15 protein-coding genes are annotated in these 16,567 nt (G+C 69.7%); 8 read left to right on the top strand and 7 right to left on the bottom strand.

The window, feature by feature from the left end:
• Positions 1–20: 20 nt before the first annotated feature.
• From QFZ61_RS13645 to QFZ61_RS13610, 8 genes are all read left to right on the top strand, one after another.
• Positions 21–578 (top strand): hypothetical protein, encoded by a 558-nt coding sequence (locus QFZ61_RS13645; RefSeq protein WP_307038205.1) that lies wholly within the window; start codon positions 21–23, stop codon positions 576–578.
• A 66-nt stretch (positions 579–644) separates the two neighbouring features.
• The gene (locus QFZ61_RS13640) at positions 645–863 is read left to right on the top strand and encodes a hypothetical protein (RefSeq protein WP_307036888.1); all 219 of its coding nucleotides are present in this window, start codon (positions 645–647) and stop codon (positions 861–863) included.
• Between the two features lie 41 nt (positions 864–904).
• The gene (locus QFZ61_RS13635; protein ID WP_307036886.1) at positions 905–1,882 is read left to right on the top strand and encodes an aldo/keto reductase; all 978 of its coding nucleotides are present in this window, start codon (positions 905–907) and stop codon (positions 1,880–1,882) included.
• 50 nt (positions 1,883–1,932) lie between these two features.
• Positions 1,933–3,027, top strand: a complete 1,095-nt coding sequence (locus tag QFZ61_RS13630; protein ID WP_307038203.1) for a nucleoside hydrolase — start codon at positions 1,933–1,935, stop codon at positions 3,025–3,027.
• A gap of 64 nt (positions 3,028–3,091) precedes the next feature.
• A complete protein-coding gene (locus tag QFZ61_RS13625; RefSeq protein ID WP_307036884.1) occupies positions 3,092–3,916 on the top strand; it encodes an ECF transporter S component in 825 nt (274 codons plus the stop codon).
• A 3-nt stretch (positions 3,917–3,919) separates the two neighbouring features.
• A complete protein-coding gene (locus QFZ61_RS13620) occupies positions 3,920–4,666 on the top strand; it encodes an energy-coupling factor transporter transmembrane component T (RefSeq protein WP_307036882.1) in 747 nt (248 codons plus the stop codon).
• Positions 4,663–6,240 (top strand): ATP-binding cassette domain-containing protein, encoded by a 1,578-nt coding sequence (locus tag QFZ61_RS13615; protein WP_307036880.1) that lies wholly within the window; start codon positions 4,663–4,665, stop codon positions 6,238–6,240. Before QFZ61_RS13620 ends, QFZ61_RS13615 begins: the two co-directional genes overlap by 4 nt.
• Before the next feature lie 50 nt (positions 6,241–6,290).
• Positions 6,291–7,268 (top strand): hypothetical protein, encoded by a 978-nt coding sequence (locus QFZ61_RS13610; protein ID WP_307036878.1) that lies wholly within the window; start codon positions 6,291–6,293, stop codon positions 7,266–7,268.
• Between the two features lie 98 nt (positions 7,269–7,366).
• On the opposite strand, the gene QFZ61_RS13605 is transcribed toward QFZ61_RS13610, so the two are convergent.
• The 7 genes from QFZ61_RS13605 to QFZ61_RS13575 form a co-directional block, all read right to left on the bottom strand.
• Positions 7,367–9,532: a 3-hydroxyacyl-CoA dehydrogenase NAD-binding domain-containing protein gene (locus QFZ61_RS13605; RefSeq protein ID WP_307036876.1), complete on the bottom strand. Its 2,166-nt coding sequence runs from the start codon at positions 9,530–9,532 to the stop codon at positions 7,367–7,369.
• Positions 9,529–10,803, bottom strand: coding sequence for an acetyl-CoA C-acyltransferase (locus tag QFZ61_RS13600; RefSeq protein ID WP_307036874.1), 1,275 nt, complete (start codon positions 10,801–10,803; stop codon positions 9,529–9,531). The genes QFZ61_RS13605 and QFZ61_RS13600 overlap by 4 nt, the downstream gene beginning before the upstream one ends.
• A 139-nt stretch (positions 10,804–10,942) precedes the next feature.
• Positions 10,943–12,343: an HRDC domain-containing protein gene (locus QFZ61_RS13595; protein WP_307036872.1), complete on the bottom strand. Its 1,401-nt coding sequence runs from the start codon at positions 12,341–12,343 to the stop codon at positions 10,943–10,945.
• A gap of 63 nt (positions 12,344–12,406) precedes the next feature.
• Complete coding sequence (locus tag QFZ61_RS13590) at positions 12,407–13,051, bottom strand: DUF3000 domain-containing protein (protein WP_307036870.1); 645 nt, start codon at positions 13,049–13,051, stop codon at positions 12,407–12,409.
• Between the two features lie 63 nt (positions 13,052–13,114).
• Positions 13,115–14,218 carry a low specificity L-threonine aldolase gene (locus QFZ61_RS13585; RefSeq protein WP_307038201.1) on the bottom strand — a complete coding sequence of 368 codons (1,104 nt, stop codon included), beginning with the start codon at positions 14,216–14,218 and terminating at the stop codon, positions 13,115–13,117.
• Between the two features lie 46 nt (positions 14,219–14,264).
• Complete coding sequence (locus QFZ61_RS13580) at positions 14,265–15,008, bottom strand: SDR family oxidoreductase (protein WP_307036868.1); 744 nt, start codon at positions 15,006–15,008, stop codon at positions 14,265–14,267.
• Positions 15,005–16,420, bottom strand: a complete 1,416-nt coding sequence (locus tag QFZ61_RS13575; RefSeq protein ID WP_307036866.1) for a DUF6421 family protein — start codon at positions 16,418–16,420, stop codon at positions 15,005–15,007. The genes QFZ61_RS13580 and QFZ61_RS13575 overlap by 4 nt, the downstream gene beginning before the upstream one ends.
• Positions 16,421–16,567 lie beyond the last annotated feature (147 nt).

Below are 16,567 nucleotides of genomic sequence, written 5' to 3'. Positions count from 1 at the left end.
CTGACAACGAAGGGACGTCCATGAGCGGCATCATCCGGGTCTATAAGCGCGATGACGAGGGAGTCCTGCACTTCCGGGAGGCCTGGATCGACGAGGAGTACTCCGAGTTCGTGATGAACCACGGCGTCGTCGGCCACCAGAGCAGCACCGAGGAGACCGAGGCGCCGGACGCGGCGGCGGGAGAGGGTCTCATGGCGGCGTTCGCGGCGCAGTGTGCGGAGGACGGCTACGCGGAGATCCTGGAGCAGGATCAGTTCTGGGTGGTGGCGCAGTACGCGCTCAAGACCAAGGGCGGCACCAGCCGCGACCGGTACCTCGAGGAAAAGGCCAAGGACGCGCTGATCAGCCACCTCGCCTGGCGCGGCCTCGGCGTCGTGGACCGCTCCGAGTTTTCCGAGTCCAAGCTCAACATTTTCTGCCTCACCCCGGACGTCAACAAGACGGTCAATGCCATCAAGGTCTGCATCCGCGGCGAGGACTTGGACTTCACCAAGCTGAGCATCGGTGCCGCGCCGTTCGACGGGAAGGACTTCAAACTCAAGCACTCGGCCCGGCCGGCCGGCAGCTTCACGCTCTGAGGCGCCGGCCCGAAGCCGGACCTGGATTCACATCAGTTTGGGGGCAAGCCAACGGAAGGCACCGCAATGACGCGAAAATTCCCACAACCCGGCAGCACCCCGCTTCCCGCAGGCCTGGCGGCGCCGGCACGCCGTTCACTCGCCCACGCCGGGGTCGAGACCCTCGAACACCTCGTACCCCTGGGTCAGCGCAGGCTGGCCGCGATGCCCGGAATCTGCCCCCGGACCCTCGCCCAGCTCCAGGAAGCGATGGACGAACGCGGGCTGGAACTCCCCGCCGGTTAGGCTGGCCAGAACATCGGTGCAGCCGTTATAGGCTGACTCCCATGACTGATTACCGCCGTGTAGGACATTCCGGACTGACCGTATCTGCCGTGGGACTCGGGTGTAACAACCTGGGCCGGGCCAACACCGCCACCGAGTCGCAGGAAGGAACCGACGCCGTCGTGCATGCGGCGCTGGACGCCGGGATCACCTTCTTCGATGTCGCCGACGCCTACGGCCGCGAGCCGGGGCTGAGCGAAACCATGCTCGGCAAGGCCCTCGGCAACCGCCGGGATGACGCGGTGATCGGCACCAAGTTCGGCCTGGACATGGGCGGTGCCAACGGCAACGACTTCGGGGCCCGCGGTTCGCGTAGCTACATCATCCGCGCGGCGGAGGCGTCCCTGCGGCGGCTTGGCACGGACTGGATCGATCTCTATCAGTTCCACACTCCGGACCCGCTCACGCCCATCGATGAGACGCTCGCGGCCCTCGATGAGCTCGTCACCAGCGGCAAGGTCCGCTACATCGGCCACTCCAACCGTGCCGGCTGGCAGATCGCGGAAGCCGAGTTCGTCGCCCGCGCCCGCGGCGGCGCCCGCTTCATCTCCAGCCAGAACCACTACAACCTGCTGGACCGCCGGGCCGAGCTTGAGGTGACCCCGGCCGCCGAGGCCTACGGCCTGGGCGTGCTGCCCTACTTCCCGCTGGCCAACGGCCTGCTCACCGGCAAGTACTCCCCAGGGCAGGCGCCGGAAGGGTCCCGCCTGAGCCACACCCGCACCAACCTGGTGCACGACGCCGACTGGGACCAGCTGGAGAAGTTCTCCGCTTTCGCCGCTGAACGGGGCCTGAGCGAAATCCAGGTCGCGTTCTCCTGGCTCGCTGCGCAGCCGTCCGTCAGCAGCGTGATCGCCGGCGCCACCCGGCCCGAGCAGGTCCGGCAAAACGCAGCCGCCATCGCCTGGGTACCCGACGCCGCCGAACTGGCCGAACTCGACGAGATCTTCCCCCGCACGCCCAAGGTCGCCCTGTTCTGATCGGCACAGACGGAAGCCCGACGGAGGGGAGCGGCGGAGGCGTGACCGGCATGTCCTCCGCCGCGCATACGATCCTGATCGACGTCGACACCGGCATCGACGACGCCCTGGCGATCGTCTACCTGCTGTCCCGGCCGGAGGTGCGGCTGGCTGCCATCACCTGCACCGCCGGCAACGTCGGGGCCAGGCAGGTCGCGCTTAACAGCCTGTCCCTGCTGGAGCTGTGCGGGCGCGAAGGCATCGAGGTCGCCGTCGGGGCCGAGGTCCCGCTGGAGATCCCCCTTGTCACCACCGAGGAGACCCACGGGCCGCAGGGGATTGGCTACGCCAGGCTGCCGGACCCCGCCCAGGCCATCTCACCCCGGCACGCCGTCGACGTCTGGGTGGAGGAAGTCCGGGCGCACCCGGGGGAGATCACCGGGCTGATCACCGGACCGCTGACCAACTTCGCCCTCGCGCTGCGCCGGGAACCGGAGCTGCCGCGCCTGCTCAAGGGCCTCGTCATCATGGGCGGCAGCTTCTACTACCAGGGCAACACGACGCCGACGGCGGAGTGGAACACCTCAGTGGACCCGCACGCGGCCAAGGAGGTCTACGCCGCCTACCGCGGGATGCCCGAGGACAAACTGCCGGTCGTCTGCGCGCTGGAGACCACGGAACGGATCGAAATGCAGCCGGAGCATCTGCGTCGGCTCGGCGACGCCGCCGGGGCCGCGGAACCCGAACTGGTGCTCCCGGAGCAGCCCGAAGGCCTGCGGAGCACGTCCAGCAATCCGCTGGTGGCCTGCCTCTCCGACGCGATCCGGTTCTACCTGGAGTTCCACCGGCTCTACGACCAGGGGTACGTGGCGCACATGCACGACGCATTCGCCGCCTGTGCCGCCGTCGGCCGGACTCCCTTCAGCACCCGGGCGGCCACCGTCGACGTCGAGACGGACTCGCCGCTGCTGGCCGGCACTACGGTGGCCGACTTCCGCGGCCTGTGGGGGCTGCCGCCAAACGCCAGGATCGTGACCGGCAACCACCCGGAGGCCTGCTTCGACGAGTTAATTTCCTCGGTGGGGGCACTGGCCCGTTCCCTGCCCGGCGGGCAGCCGCGGCCACCGGCCCAGCGCCGGGAACCGGGAACCACTGCGGACGGCTAAGATGGTACCCGCGCCGAGGTGACATGAGGCGGATGTCTGTACACCCCTGCCGAAGGACCATCCCATGTCATCCCCGTCCCTGACCCTTCCCGACGCCGGCTCCCGCAGCGGCGGCCCGCGCCGCCGGCTGCTCGAAATCGCCGGTGCCGCCGCGATTGCCGCGACTTACGTATTCCTCGTCCTCACCCAGCCGGTGGAGCTCGCCGATGGTCCGGCCAGCTTCTCGGCCCTCGTCGCCCTCGGCGGCTTCCTGCTGGGTGCGGTGCTGCTGCTCGTCGCGGTGCTGCCGGTGCTGCCCACGTCCACCCTCGTGCTGATGCCGGTCGCGATCGCGCTCAACGTGGTCCTCGGCCAGCTGATGGGCACCACCGGGCTGCCGTTCTACCTCGACGCCGTCGGAACGGTCCTGATCGCCGTGCTCGCCGGCCCGGCCGCGGGCGCCGCCACGGGCGTGCTCGGCAGCATCGTCTGGTCCTTCTTCAACCCCACCGTCCTGCCGTTCGCCGCCGGTGCGGCGCTGATCGGCTGCCTCGCCGGCCTCGCCGCGCGTAGCGGCTTGTTCCGCCGGTTCTACCTCGCCCCGGTGGCGGGCTTCGTCACCGGCATCCTCGCCGGCGTCGTCTCCGCGCCGATCGCCGCGTTCGTGTACGGCGGGACCGCCGGCCTGGGCACCGGCGCGGTAGTTAGTGCCTTCCGGGCCATGGGTGACACCCTGCTGGCAGCCATCACCAAGCAGGCCCTCATCTCGGACCCGATGGACAAGGCGATCGTCTTCACCATCGCCGCCCTGCTGGCTTATGCCCTGCCGCGGCGCACCACGTTCCAGTTCGCCTTCGTCCGCCGCTTCCGGGTGCTCGCCGGCAAGGCACCGGCCACCGCCGAAGCGTAGGCCGTGCGCCTGCACCCGCTCACGGCGCTCACGGCGGCCTGCTGTGCCGCTGTCATCACGACGGCGGCCGCCAGTTGGCCGCTGTCCGTTACCGTGGCCCTGGCTGCCGTGCTGCTTGCCGCGCGCGCGGGCGTAGCGCGGCGGATGCTGGGGGCGGCGGCGGTCATCCTTGCGCCGTTGTTCCTGTCCCTGCTGGTGCTGCACGGCCTGTTCTTCCCGGAAGGCCGCACAGTGCTGGCGCAGTGGGGCCCGGCGCGGGTCACTGCCGAGGGGCTCGGTTTCGCCCTGGAGCTTGCCTCCCGGACCGGCGCCTCTGTCCTGGTGTTCCTGCTGTTCTCCCTGACCGTCAGCGTGCCGGATCTGCTGACCGCCCTGGTGGCACGGCGGATCCCGCCGCAGTTCAGTTTCGTCCTCGCCTCCACCCTGACCCTGGTCCCGGAGATCGCCCGCCGGCTGGAGCGGATCCGGCACGCCCAGGAGGCGCGCGGTCTGGTCGTCGGCGGCGGGCTGCTGTCCCGGGTCGCTGCGGTGCGGTTGCAGTCGGTCCCGCTGGTCCTGGGCCTGGTGGAGGACGCCGGAGTGCGCGCCCAGGCCCTCGACGCGCGCGGCTTCAGCAACAAGGGGCCGCGGACCAGCTACCGGCAAGTCGCTGACCCGCCCGGGCAGCGGCTGTTCCGCGCCGCAGCGCTCCTGCTCGCCGCGTCCGCCGTCGTGCTGCGGCTTAGCTCCAGCTGGCCCGTGCGGGGATGAGCGCACCGGAACCTTGGCGGCGCGGCGCATGGGCCTCGGACGCCAACCCGCCGCCACCGGCCGCGGCTGCGCGGATCGACAGTTTCCGTTACCACGGCGAATCCGTGGCTGTGCTGCGCGACGTGCAGCTGTCTGTCCGGCCGGGCACCCTCACGGCCGTGCTCGGCGGGTCGGGCAGCGGCAAGACTACGCTCGGCAAACTGCTCGCCGGCTGGCTCCGCGCCGGCCATTCCGGGACCCTGCAGGGATCCCTTGCCCTGGGCGCGGACGTCCTGACGTTCCTCGGCCGCAGCGCGGACCCCCGAATCGACCCGGCTGCCTGGTCCGGCCGGGTCGGCTACGTACCGCAGGACGCCGCGGCGATCCTGTCAACGGTGCGCACCACCGTGGCGGAGGAACTGGCCTTCGGTTTGGAGAACCGGGCCGTGCCCCGCGCGGACATGATCCGGCAGGTGGCGCGGACCGCCGAGCGGACAGGCCTGGGCGCACTGCTGGAACGGAACCCCGCCGAGCTCTCCGGTGGGGAGCTGCGCCGGCTGGCGGTCGCCTGCGCGGTGATTTGCGGACCCGAAGTACTCATCCTGGACGACCCACTGGCGTCCCTGGACGCTGCAGGGGCCGGCCAACTGGAGGAGCTGGTGAGGGGCCTGCTCGACGCCGGAACCGCCGTCGTGCTGCTGAGCCAGACGGCCGACGCTCTGGCCCGCAGCGCCCGACACTGGCTCGTGCTGGACGGCGGCACCGCGACCGCGGCCGGGGCTCCGGCCGGGCTGGCCGGCGGCGCCGCTCTCCGGGACGCCGGTGTCGTGACGGAGGCCGCCCCCTGGGCCTTAGACCGAACACACGTGCCCGCCCCTGCCACCACCGCGGCTGCCACCACCGCGGCTGCAAGCGCCGCGGCTGCAAGCGCCGCGGCCCCGCTCCTCGAACTGCGGGGCGTCAGCTTTGGGTACGGGCCCACCGCTCTGCTGCGGGACCTTGACCTGACCGTCCGGCCGGGGGAAATCGTCGCCATCACCGGCCCCAACGGCACCGGCAAATCCACGCTGCTGCGTCACTTCAACGGGCTGTTGCGACCGCAGGCGGGCGAGGTGCTCGTGCACGGCACAAGCATTGAGGGCATTCCGACCGGCCGCACCGCCGCCTCGGTGGGGCTGCTTTTCCAGCAGCCGCGTGACCAGCTCTTCGAACGGACGGTATTGCGGGAGGTCAGCTTCGGGCTGCGCCGGCTTCCCGGCGCGGAGGCACCGGAGGCGGCTGCCGGCCGTGCCCGGGGGGCGCTGGCCGCCGTCGGCCTCGCCGCCGCCGCGCACGCACACCCGGCGGAGCTGCCCTCCTCCAGCCAGCGGCTGCTGGCGCTGGCGACAGTCCTGGCCCGCCAGCCCGCCGTCATCGCGCTGGATGAGCCCACAGTAGGACTGGACCGGCACGGGCTTGAACTGCTGCACGAGGCGGTGGCCGCCGCCGCGGCCCGGGGGGCGGCCGTCGTTCTGGTCAGCCACGACCGTGAGTACGCCCGGGCCTTGGCGCACCGCGTCCTTGAGCTCGACGGGGGGAAACTGCGGAACGCCTGACGGGTCTTGGGACCCTACCCGGAACGGCGCCCGCAACGAACCATGGCGGCATGGGGAACGATGAAAGCCGGCCGGTCGATGTTCCGGTAGTCCTGAGAATTTCCGCCGCCGTCTGGCTGTTTCTCGGCATTCTTGGAACGCTCTGGTCCCTCATGGGGCTGCTGATCGTCCTCGCCTTCGGCGGGACGATACCCGTGGCGACGTACCTCCCGGCCCTTGCGCTCAGCCTTGGCAGCGAGGCCGTCTTCGTCGCAGCCGGCGTCCTGTCGGTCCTCCTCGGGCGCGGGGTGCGGCCGGCGCGGCTTGTCCTGACTCTATTCGCGTTGATCCTTCCGGCAGTCATCTTCTTTCGGGGCGGTCCGCCCGTCGGTGAAGTGCCGTGGGCGCAGGTGTTGCTGTCGCCCGTCGGGGCGGTCTGTGCCGGTGCGTTGGCCGCAACGGTGCTCATGTGGCTGCCCCCTGCCCACCGGTACCTTGCCCGGCGCAGGGCGGGTCTGCCGGAGCCGCCGGCCTCTTCCGGCGCCGGGAGCGGCCGCTTGCCGTGGCCGCTGGCTGGTGCAGTCTGGCTCCTGGTTGTTTCCGGTGTCATCGCCGCACTCCAGGCCGTGCTGGGCATGACCCTCCTGGCGGGAACCCTGGGTTCCGGTGCGAACCCAGCCCCGGCGCTGCTGTTGTGGCTGACGCTCGCCGCGGCGGCCGCAGCCGACCTTGTCTGCGCGAGGGCGGTCCGGCGGGCGAAGCCGTTCAGCCGCTACATCGTTACGGTGATCCCGCTGGCCGGCCTTGGGCTTATGGTGCTCGCCACACTCGCCGGCGTTTCCTCCATGAGCCCCGGCAGCACGCCTCCGGGCGGGCTGCCGGGGGCGGTCCTTCTCACCGTTCTCTCGCAGGGGCTTCCGCTGCTCGGCGGTGCGGCCGCCGCCGTCCTGGTCTGGCTTCCCGCGTCACGCCTGCACTTCCGCAACAGCAGCCTTCCGTCCGACCCGTCGATTACCGACCGGTCACCGCTGCCGCCTGCGTGGGGATAGTATCCGGCTCGCCGGACGAACAAAGGCGCCGCCGTCCCCGCGTCGTCGCTGGGAACGGCGGCGCCTGCTGCGTCTTCGCTACGGCTAGGCAGCGGGCCCTAAACAGCCGGCGCCGAAGCAACCCCCGGTGCCAGGAACTTCTTGCCGGTGACCCGCTCGGAGGCGCCCACCCGGTCCAGGTACGGGGTGATGCCGCCGAGGAACATCGGCCAGCCCGCGCCGAGGATCATGCAAAGGTCGATGTCCTCCGGTCCGGCAACGACGCCCTCATCCAGCATCAGGCCGATCTCCTCCGCGAGGGCGTCCTGCGTCCGGCGCAACACTTCCTCGGCGGTGGAGGGCGAGTTGCCAAAGGACATCAGGGCCAGGGTTTCGGCGGGAATGACGGGCTTGCCGGCCTTCACCGAGGCCGGATCCCAGACGGACTTAATGCCGTTGTCGATCAGCGCCTGCAGGTTCTTCGAGACCGTGAAGCGGTCTCCGAAGGCGGTGTGCAGGGATTCCTGGACGTGCTGGGCGACCGGCAGTCCCACCATGGCGCCGAGGGTGAAGGGCGTCATCGGCAGCCCCATCGGGCGCAGCGCGTTGTCCGCCACCTCGGCCGGGGTGCCCTCGTCGAAGGCGGCGGTCACCTCGCCCATCAGCCGCAGCAGCAGCCGGTTGACGACGAACGCGGCGGCGTCCTTGACCAGCACCGCGGATTTCTTGAGGCCCTTGGCGAGCTCGAACGCGGTGGCCAGCACGGCGTCGTCGGTCTTCGGCGCCCGGACGATCTCCAGCAGCGGCATCACGGCCACCGGGTTGAAGAAGTGGAAGCCGACCAGCCGTTCGGGGTGCTCCAGGTCTTCCGCCATCGCGGTGACCGAAAGTGAGGACGTGTTGGTGGCCAGGATGCACTCGGGCGAGACGATCGCCTCGACCTCCTTGAACACCTGCTTCTTGACGTTGAGCTCTTCGAAGACGGCCTCGATGACGAGATCGGCGTCGGCGAAGGCCTCCTTGGAGACCGAACCGCTGACCAGGGCCTTGGTCCGGTTGGCGGCGTCCGCGCTGATCCGCTTCTTTGCCAGCAGCTTGTCCACCTCGGCGTGCACGTAGTCCACGCCCTTGTCCACGCGTGCCTGGTCGATGTCCGTCATCACCACCGGCACCTTGAGCTGGCGGGCGAAGAGCAGCGCGAGCTGGCTGGCCATCAGGCCGGCGCCCACGACGCCGATCTTCGTCACCGGCCGGGCGAGCTTGCGGTCCGGGGCGCCCGCGGGGCGTTTGGAACGGCGCTGGACCAGGTCCAGGAAGGCGTACACCGTGGAGCGGAACTCGTCGGTTTGCATCAGGTCGGCGAGGGTTTCGCATTCGAGCTCCGCGGACTGCTGCTGGGTCATGGTGCGGTTGGCTTCGAGCACCTCAAGCACCTTGGCCGGCGCGGGGGAGGCGTTGGAGGTCTTGGCTTCCACGAAGGCACGTCCTGCGGCAACCGCAGCGTCCCAGCGCTCTGCCACCTCCGGCGCGGCCGGGTCGACGGCGTTGGCACGTTCGGGAGCAACGTCCCCGGCGATCACCCGGGCGGCCCAGGCAACGGACTGCTCGACGAAGTCCGCCGGCTCGAAGAGTGCGTCGGCGACGCCAAGTTCGTAAGCCTGCGGGCCGGTGAGCGTGCGGTTGTTACTCAGCGGGTTCTCGATCATCACCTTGACGGCGTTCTCGGGGCCGATCAGCCGGGGCAGGATGTAGACGCCGCCCCAGCCCGGAACCAGCCCGATGAAGGCCTCCGGCAGTGCCAGTGCGCCGGCGCCGGTGGACACGGTGCGGTAGGTGGACTGCAGCGCGATCTCCAGCCCGCCGCCCAGAGCCAGACCGTTGATGAACGCGAAGCTGGGCACGCCGAGGTTGGCCAGGGTCGCGTAGACGTCGTGGCCCAGCTGGGCCATCCACAGCCCCTGCTCGCGGCCGCTGACCGACTTGACCGTGGACAGATCGGCACCGGCGACCAGGAAGTACGGTTTGCCGGTGACGCCGACGCCGGCGATCTCGCCGCGGGCGGCGCGGTCCCGCAGCCCCTCAAGCACGGAGCCGAGCTCGATCAGGGTGTTCGGGCCCAAGGTGGTCGGCTTGGAGTGGTCCAGGCCGTTGTCCAGCGTCACCAAGGCGAAGGTGCCCGGGCTTTTCCCGTTCACGGCGGGGAGCTGGATGTCCTGGACGTAGGAGTGCGTCACCGTTTCGTTTGGGAACAGGTCGGCAAGTTTGCGGAAATCGGCGGCGCTCATGCTGCGGCTCCAGTCTCGGTGGTGTAATCGGTGCCGTAATCGGCGTGGTGCGGGTTCTCCCAAATGACGGTGGCCCCCATGCCGAGGCCGATGCACATGGTGGTCATGCCGAAGCGGACGGCAGGGTCTTCCTCGAACTGGCGGGCCAGCTGGTTCATCAGCCGGACGCCCGAGGAGGCGAGCGGGTGCCCAACGGCGATCGCGCCGCCGTAGCGGTTGACCCGGGGGTCGTCGTCGGCGATGCCGAAGTGGTCCAGGAAGCTGAGGACCTGCACGGCGAAGGCTTCGTTGATTTCGAACAGGCCGATGTCGTCGATGCCGAGGCCGGCGTTCTTGAGGGCCTTTTCGGTGGCCGGGACCGGGCCGATGCCCATCACTTCCGGTTCGACGCCGGCGAAGGCGTAGCTGACCAGTCGCATCTTGACCGGCAGGCCGAGTTCTTCGGCCGCGTCGGCGGAGGCCAGCAGCGCCGCGGTGGCGCCGTCGTTGAGGCCGGCGGCGTTGCCGGCGGTGACGCGGCCATGTGCGCGGAACGGGGTCCGGAGCGCGGCCAGGTCCTCGACGGACGTTCCCGGGCGGGGAGGTTCGTCCACGGTGTTCACGGTCCAGCCCTGGCCCGGCTTCATCGTGGCCACCGGCACCAGGTCCGGCTGGATCTGGTCTTTGGCGTAGGCCGCGGCGAGCTTGTCCTGGGAGGCGACCGCGTAGGCGTCGGTGCGGTCCTTGGTGATGGCGGGGAAGCGGTCGTGCAGGTTCTCCGCGGTGTTGCCCATGTTGAGGGCGGCCGGGTCCACGATCCGTTCGGACATGAACCGCGGGTTGGGGTCCGCGCCTGCGCCCATCGGGTGGTTGCCCATGTGTTCGACGCCGCCGGCGATCACGACGTCGTACGCGCCGAAACCGATGCCGCTGGCCGTGGTGGTTACGGCGGTCATGGCACCGGCGCACATCCGGTCAATCGCGAAACCCGGGACGGTCCGCGGCAGCCCGGCCAGCAGGGCGGCGGTGCGGCCGATAGTCAGGCCCTGGTCGCCGGTCTGGGTGGTGGCGGCAATGGCCACCTCATCGACGCGGGCGGCCGGCAGGGACGGATTGCGGCGCAGGAGTTCACGGATGCACTTGACCACGAGGTCATCGGCGCGGGTTCCGGCGTAGATCCCCTTCTCGCCGGCGCGGCCGAACGGGGTGCGGACGCCGTCAACAAAAACGACGTCGCGGACTGTGCGTGCGTTTCCGCGGCTGGATGTTCCGCTTGGGCGGGCTTGGCTCACGTGTTACTCCTCATTGAGACAGGGGTGCCGGACCGCGGCCCGCAGCCGGTAACGGCTGGAATGGGACGGCGCGCGATCCTGGCGGCATCCCTAGCCATGTTACTCGCCGGTAACATGGCTGGCAAGGAGGCGGTGAGGCTCAGGAAGCGGCGGCGGCCGGAGCTTCGGGCGTGCCGGACGGGGCTGCCGTTCCGGGCCCCGCGGTCGTGGGCGCCTTGGCTTCCTTGGGCGGCAGGGGCTGCGGATTGAGGAACGCCTCAGCGATCAGCGGCGCGGTGAGCTTAACCTGCCACTGCCGGGCCCCAAGGTTCTGGAGCTCCTCGGCGATGCCTTCTTCGCTAACCTCCACCGGGGGACGCCACGCCACACGGCGCAGATAATCAGGGGTCAGCAGGTTCTCGACCGGCAGGTTCAGCTGCTCGGCCAGCGCCTGGAGCTTCGGCCGGGCGGTGGCGAGCCGGGCCGCGGCCTCGGGATCCCGGTCGGCCCAGACGCGCGGCGGCGGGGGAGCGTTGGTGGCAAGATGCAGCGGCGGCAGTTCCTCGAGGTTGCGGGCCGCGGTGATGCAGCGCAGCCAGCGCGGCGCCTCCCGCTGCGCGGCACGGCCATGGAAACCCTTGGTGCCGAGCAGTTGCGGGACGGTGGCGGGCATGGCCTTGGCAGCGGCCACCAGGGAGGAATCGGGAATCAGCCGTCCCGGGGCGACGTCGCGCTTTTGCGCCAGCGAGTCGCGCTCCAGCCAGAGTTCGCGGACTGCGGCGAGCTGGCGGCGGTCACGGATCTGGTGCAACCCGGAGGTCTTGCGCCAAGGGTCAACGCGCGGGGGAGCCTGACCGGCCTCAAGGATGGCCGCGAATTCCTGTTCGGCGTATTCGAGTTTTCCGTCGGCAGTGAGCAGCTCGATCAGCTCCTCGCGCAGTTCGGTGAGGACCTCGACGTCGAGCGCGGCGTAGCGCAGCCACGGCTCGGGCAGCGGCCGGGTCGACCAGTCGGCGGCGGAGTGCTCCTTCGCCAGGCCGAAGCCCAGAAGCTGTTCGATGACGGCGGCGAGGCCCACCCGGGGCAGCCCTGCCAGCCGGGCGGCAAGTTCGGTGTCGAAGAGTTTGTCCGGCCACATGCCGAGCTCGGACAGGCAGGGCAGGTCCTGGCTGGCCGCGTGCAGGATCCATTCGACGCCGCGCAGCGCGTCGTTGATAATGCGCAGGTCCCCGAAGGGCTCCGGGTCGATCAGCCAGGTGCCGGCGCCTTCGCGGCGGATCTGGACGAGGAAGGCGCGCTGGCCGTAGCGGAAGCCGGAAGCGCGTTCCGCGTCGACGCCTGCGGGGCCGTGGCCGGCCGCCAGGGCTGCGGCACATCGCTCGAGTCCGGCGTGGGTCTCTATGACGAGCGGCACGCCGTCCCGCGGGGCGTCGAGGTCGATGACCTCGGGCACCAGGCTGTCAAAGCCTTCCACCGTGATGTGGGCGGCGGCGCCGGCCTCTGTGCTGCTGGTCGCGGTGGGGGTGCCCGCGGTGCTGATTTCCGGATTATGAGGGGTCATGATGAGTTCAGTTTACCGACAACGCCGCTGTTACCGGCCGAAGCGGCGCTCTGCGGGGTCCGCTCACGCCTGCCCGGGACGCCGGCGCGGCAGTGCGGAGACGCCGTCGGGAAGCGGCGGCAGGCCGGCAAAGGTGCACACCATATCCGACCAGGCCTCCAGGTGGGCCGTGATGTCCCTGCCAGCCGGTGTCCACGAGGCACGCAGTTCAATGTCGATGGTTCCGGGCCGGCCGGCGAGCGTGCCGAAGCTTTCGGAGAGCACCCGGGTGGCCGTGCCCCCGGCCGAACGGTAGGGCGCCCGGTGGTTTTCCAGCGCCTCCACGAGCCAGGTCCAGGCCACCGAGCCCAGCATTTCGTCGTTGCCCATGTCGGGCTCAAGCTGGGCGCGGATGTAGGTCACCACCCGGAATTCGCCGTCCCACACCGCCGAACCGTCGGGATCGTGCAGCAGAATGAACCGGCCGCTGGCGAGTTCGACGTCGTCACCGCCGGACGCCGGCGCGAACGCGGCGGCTGCCGGGCCGTGCAACGCACCGGGGGCGGCCCCGTCGGGGACCATGACTTCCGCGCCGAGTGCCACGGCATAGGGCGCGAGCCTGCCCGGGGCCGGGATCTCGTTGAGGCGCAGCTCGCTGCGGCACCGTGCTTTTCGAAGGGTTCCCAGGGCGAAGAGAAAATCCGCCGGGACCTGGTCGAGGGGGTTCACAGGGACAGGGTATGCACAGGGGCGGTCCCGGCCGGGCAGGCTCGCCGCCCGGCGGGGACCGGCTTAGTTCTCCGCCAGTTCGCGCTTGATAGCGGCGATGAACGAATCAACATCTTCCTCGGTGGTGTCGAAGGAGCACATCCAGCGGACCTCCCGGGCCGCTTCGTTCCAGTCATAGAAGCGGAAGGACTGCCGCAGCCGGTCCGCGGAGCCGGCCGGCAGGACGGCGAACACGCCGTTGGACTCGGTCTTCTGGCTCAGTTCCACGCCCGGAATGGATTCGACGCCGGCGCGCAGCCGGGCCGCCATCGCATTGGCGTGCGCGGCCGACCGCAGCCACAGGTCGCCTTCGAGCAGGGCGATGAACTGTGCGGACATAAACCGCATCTTGGAGGCCAGCTGCATGTTCATCTTGCGCAGGTAGACCAGGCCGTGCGCTGCCTCCGGGTTCAGTGCGATCACGACTTCGCCGAAGAGCAGACCGTTTTTGGTGCCGCCAAAAGAGAGGATGTCCACGCCCGCGTCACGGGTGAAGGCGCGCAGCGGGACGTCCAGGTGTGCTGCGGCGTTGGCCAGCCGCGCGCCGTCCATGTGCAGTTTCATGCCCTTGGAGTGGACGTGCTCGGCGATGGCGCGGACCTCCTCGGGGGTGTAGCAGGTCCCCAGCTCGGTAGTCTGCGTGATCGAAACGGCCAGCGGCTGTGCCCGGTGCTCATCGCCCCAGCCCCACGCTTCCTGGTCGATCAGGGCCGGAGTGAGCTTGCCGTCCGGCGTCGGGACCTGCAGCAGCTTGATCCCGCCGATCCGCTCCGGAGCGCCGTTCTCATCCATGTTGATGTGGGCGGTCGAGGCGCAAATGACGGCGCCCCAGCGGGGGAGCAGGGACTGGAGTGAGAGGACGTTCGCGCCGGTGCCGTTGAAGACCGGGAAGCATTCAATGCCCGCACCGAAGTGTTCCTCCATCAGCTCCTGCAGGCGGGCGGTGTAGTCGTCCTCGCCGTAGGAGACCTGATGGCCTTCGTTGGCTGCGGCCAGGGCCGCCAGCACCTCCGGGTGGACGCCGGAGTAGTTGTCCGAGGCGAAGCCCCGGACCGACGGGTCGTGCAACCGCGCAGCGCCGGCGGAAGCGTCATCTGAGGTGGATCGGACCGTGTTTGTTTCGACCATGCTGGTCATCGCTTTGCTCACGCTTTCAGTCTAGGCAGGTGCGGGGTCATCGGCTAAGCGGCAACCGCCGGCCATTTACTTCTGCGGCCGGGGCCTGGAAGAGATCCGCGACGGCGGCCGCCAGGTCCTCGACGTCGGTGAAACCCGGGAACTTCCGTTCCGGCGCAGCCGCGCGCATGGCATCGTCCACGAGGGCCTTCACGACGAAGATAACAGCGGCGCTGCGCTGCTGAACGGGTTCGGCTGTCACTCCCGGGTCAGGGGTGCCGGACTGGGCGCGCCGGAATCCGTCGGCTACAGCGAGCGTCCAGGCCTCCGCCGCGGCCTTGGCCGCCGCGTAGCTGGCGCCGCCCGCCGTCGGGTTCGCTACCGCCGTGGAGGAGACGATGGCCAGGCGGCCGTTGTCCGAGCCGGCCAGATCGTCATAAAAGGCCCGGCTGACGTTGCGCAGCGTCGAGACGGCGTTGCGTTCCAGGAATTCCCAGTCTGCGTCGCTTTGGTCCGGAATGCCCTTGGCCCCGCGCCAGCCGCCGACCAGATGGATGACGCCGTCGATCCGCCCGGCCCGCTCGCTGAGGTCCCTCTGCAGCTCCCGGACCGCCGCCGGGTCGGACAGGTCACAGGCTAGTGGCACCACGCCGTCGCCGGCCGCAGCGGCGGCGGCGCGGATGCGGGCTGCGTCCGAACCGACAGTGAAGACCGTGTGCCCGGCGCCCCGGAGGGCGCGGGCCACGGCAATCCCGGACGGGCTGCTGCCGCCGGCGACGAGGACGTTCACTCCGTCACTCATCCGGCGTTCATGGCCCGGCCGGCGGGCTCGGTGGCCGGGGCTGCAGCGGCATCTGTCGTCCCCGTGATGCCGGTAGTCGATTCGATGACGGTGCGCATCTTCTTCTCCAGCGCCTCGTAAAACATGGAGAGCGGGAATTCGTCGTCGAGCACCTGGTCGGTCAGGCCGCGCGGCGGCCCGTCCAGCGGCAACGCGCCCGGACCCTTGGCCCAGACGGACGCCGGGTTGGGCGTGACGGTGCCGGAGATCAGCTCGTACGCGGCCAGCCAGTGAGCCATCTTGGGGCGGTCGATCGAGCGCCAGTAGAGCTCTTCGATCTTCGCGCCGAGTTCAACAACGACGTCGGCTGCCTCGTCCCAGTCGATGCTGAGCTTGCTGTCGGTCCAGTGCAGCACATGGTGCTGGTGCATCCAGGCGAAGAGCAGCTGGCCGCCGAGGCCGTCATAGTTACGGACGCGGCTGCCGGTGATCGCGAAGCGGAAGATGCGGTCGAAGATGACCGCGTACTGGACCAGCTTGGCGTGCCGCCGGGCGTCGGGATCCGCGTCCTCGTCCTTTTCAATCTTCACGGATTCGCGGAAGGCGGTCAGGTCGCAGCGGAGTTCCTCGAGCGAATAGAGGAAGAACGGCATGCGCTGTTTGATCATGAACGGGTCAAAGGGCAGATCCCCGCGCATGTGGGTGCGGTCGTGGATGAGGTCCCACATGACGAAGGTTTCCTCGGTCAGTTCCTGGTCCTCGAGCAGGGCCGCGGCGTCGTCGGGCAGCTGCAGCGAGGTGATGTCCGCGGCGGCATGCACCACACGGCGGAAGCGGGCCGCCTCACGGTCGGCGAAAATCGCCCCCCAGGTGAAGGTCGGCGTCTCCCGGACGGCCACGGTTTCCGGGAAGAGCACTGCGGAGTTCGTGTCGTAGCCGGGAGTGAAATCGAGGAAGCGGATCGGAACGAAGAGCTTGTTGGAGTATTCGCCCGCCTCCAGGCCGTCGATGAACTCCGGCCAGAGCACCTCGATCAGGACGGCTTCCACCAGGCGGCTGCGGCTGCCGTTCTGGGTGTACATCGGGAACACCACGAGGTGCTGCAGGCCGTTGACGCGCTGCTGCTGAGGCTGGAACGCCTGCAGCGAGTCGAGGAAATCGGGAACGCCAAAGCCGCCCTCGGCCCAGCGCTGGAAGTCCGCCACCAGGAGGTCCAGGTAGCGTTCATCGTGCGGGAAGGCGGGCGCCAACGCCGAAACTGCTGCCGCAATGGTATTCACGTGTTCCGCGGCGGCCTGGTGGTCGGCCGCGTCCGGTACCGAACCGTCCTGGATCTGCAGGGACTGCATTGCGGTGGCGGCGGCCTTGAGCCGCTGCCACTCGGGGGAGTCGGCTGTGGTACGGGCCGGGGCAGTGAGTGCAGTTACGGTCATCGTCGGGGGCCTTTCTGTTTGCTGAGAGGATCTACGGCGAGCGTAGCAAGCAAATAGGAGCCCTAACTCAAAAACGGGCCAAGCATAAGAGACTCTGGGGCACGAGTGCTGGTCCAGGCTTTTCAGCTCCAGCGGGCCCGGGGGTGC

Source organism: Arthrobacter sp. B3I4, assembly GCF_030816855.1.
Classification (GTDB): Bacteria; Actinomycetota; Actinomycetes; order Actinomycetales; family Micrococcaceae; genus Arthrobacter.
Note: the sequence above shows the minus strand (reverse complement) of the source record. Positions and strands in the feature narration are given on the sequence as shown.

Bases quoted from the DNA above. Each gene is read 5' to 3' on its own strand.
- QFZ61_RS13575 (WP_307036866.1), bottom strand. From the start codon at position 16,420: ATGACCGTAACTGCACTCACTGCCCCGGCCCGTACCACAGCCGACTCC.
- QFZ61_RS13610 (WP_307036878.1), top strand. From the start codon at position 6,291: ATGGGGAACGATGAAAGCCGGCCGGTCGATGTTCCGGTAGTCCTGAGA.
- QFZ61_RS13625 (WP_307036884.1), top strand. From the start codon at position 3,092: ATGTCATCCCCGTCCCTGACCCTTCCCGACGCCGGCTCCCGCAGCGGC.
- QFZ61_RS13595 (WP_307036872.1), bottom strand. From the start codon at position 12,343: ATGACCCCTCATAATCCGGAAATCAGCACCGCGGGCACCCCCACCGCG.
- QFZ61_RS13645 (WP_307038205.1), top strand. From the start codon at position 21: ATGAGCGGCATCATCCGGGTCTATAAGCGCGATGACGAGGGAGTCCTG.
- QFZ61_RS13640 (WP_307036888.1), top strand. From the start codon at position 645: ATGACGCGAAAATTCCCACAACCCGGCAGCACCCCGCTTCCCGCAGGC.
- QFZ61_RS13585 (WP_307038201.1), bottom strand. From the start codon at position 14,218: ATGGTCGAAACAAACACGGTCCGATCCACCTCAGATGACGCTTCCGCC.
- QFZ61_RS13630 (WP_307038203.1), top strand. From the start codon at position 1,933: ATGTCCTCCGCCGCGCATACGATCCTGATCGACGTCGACACCGGCATC.
- QFZ61_RS13635 (WP_307036886.1), top strand. From the start codon at position 905: ATGACTGATTACCGCCGTGTAGGACATTCCGGACTGACCGTATCTGCC.
- QFZ61_RS13615 (WP_307036880.1), top strand. From the start codon at position 4,663: ATGAGCGCACCGGAACCTTGGCGGCGCGGCGCATGGGCCTCGGACGCC.
- QFZ61_RS13580 (WP_307036868.1), bottom strand. From the start codon at position 15,008: ATGAGTGACGGAGTGAACGTCCTCGTCGCCGGCGGCAGCAGCCCGTCC.
- QFZ61_RS13605 (WP_307036876.1), bottom strand. From the start codon at position 9,532: ATGAGCGCCGCCGATTTCCGCAAACTTGCCGACCTGTTCCCAAACGAA.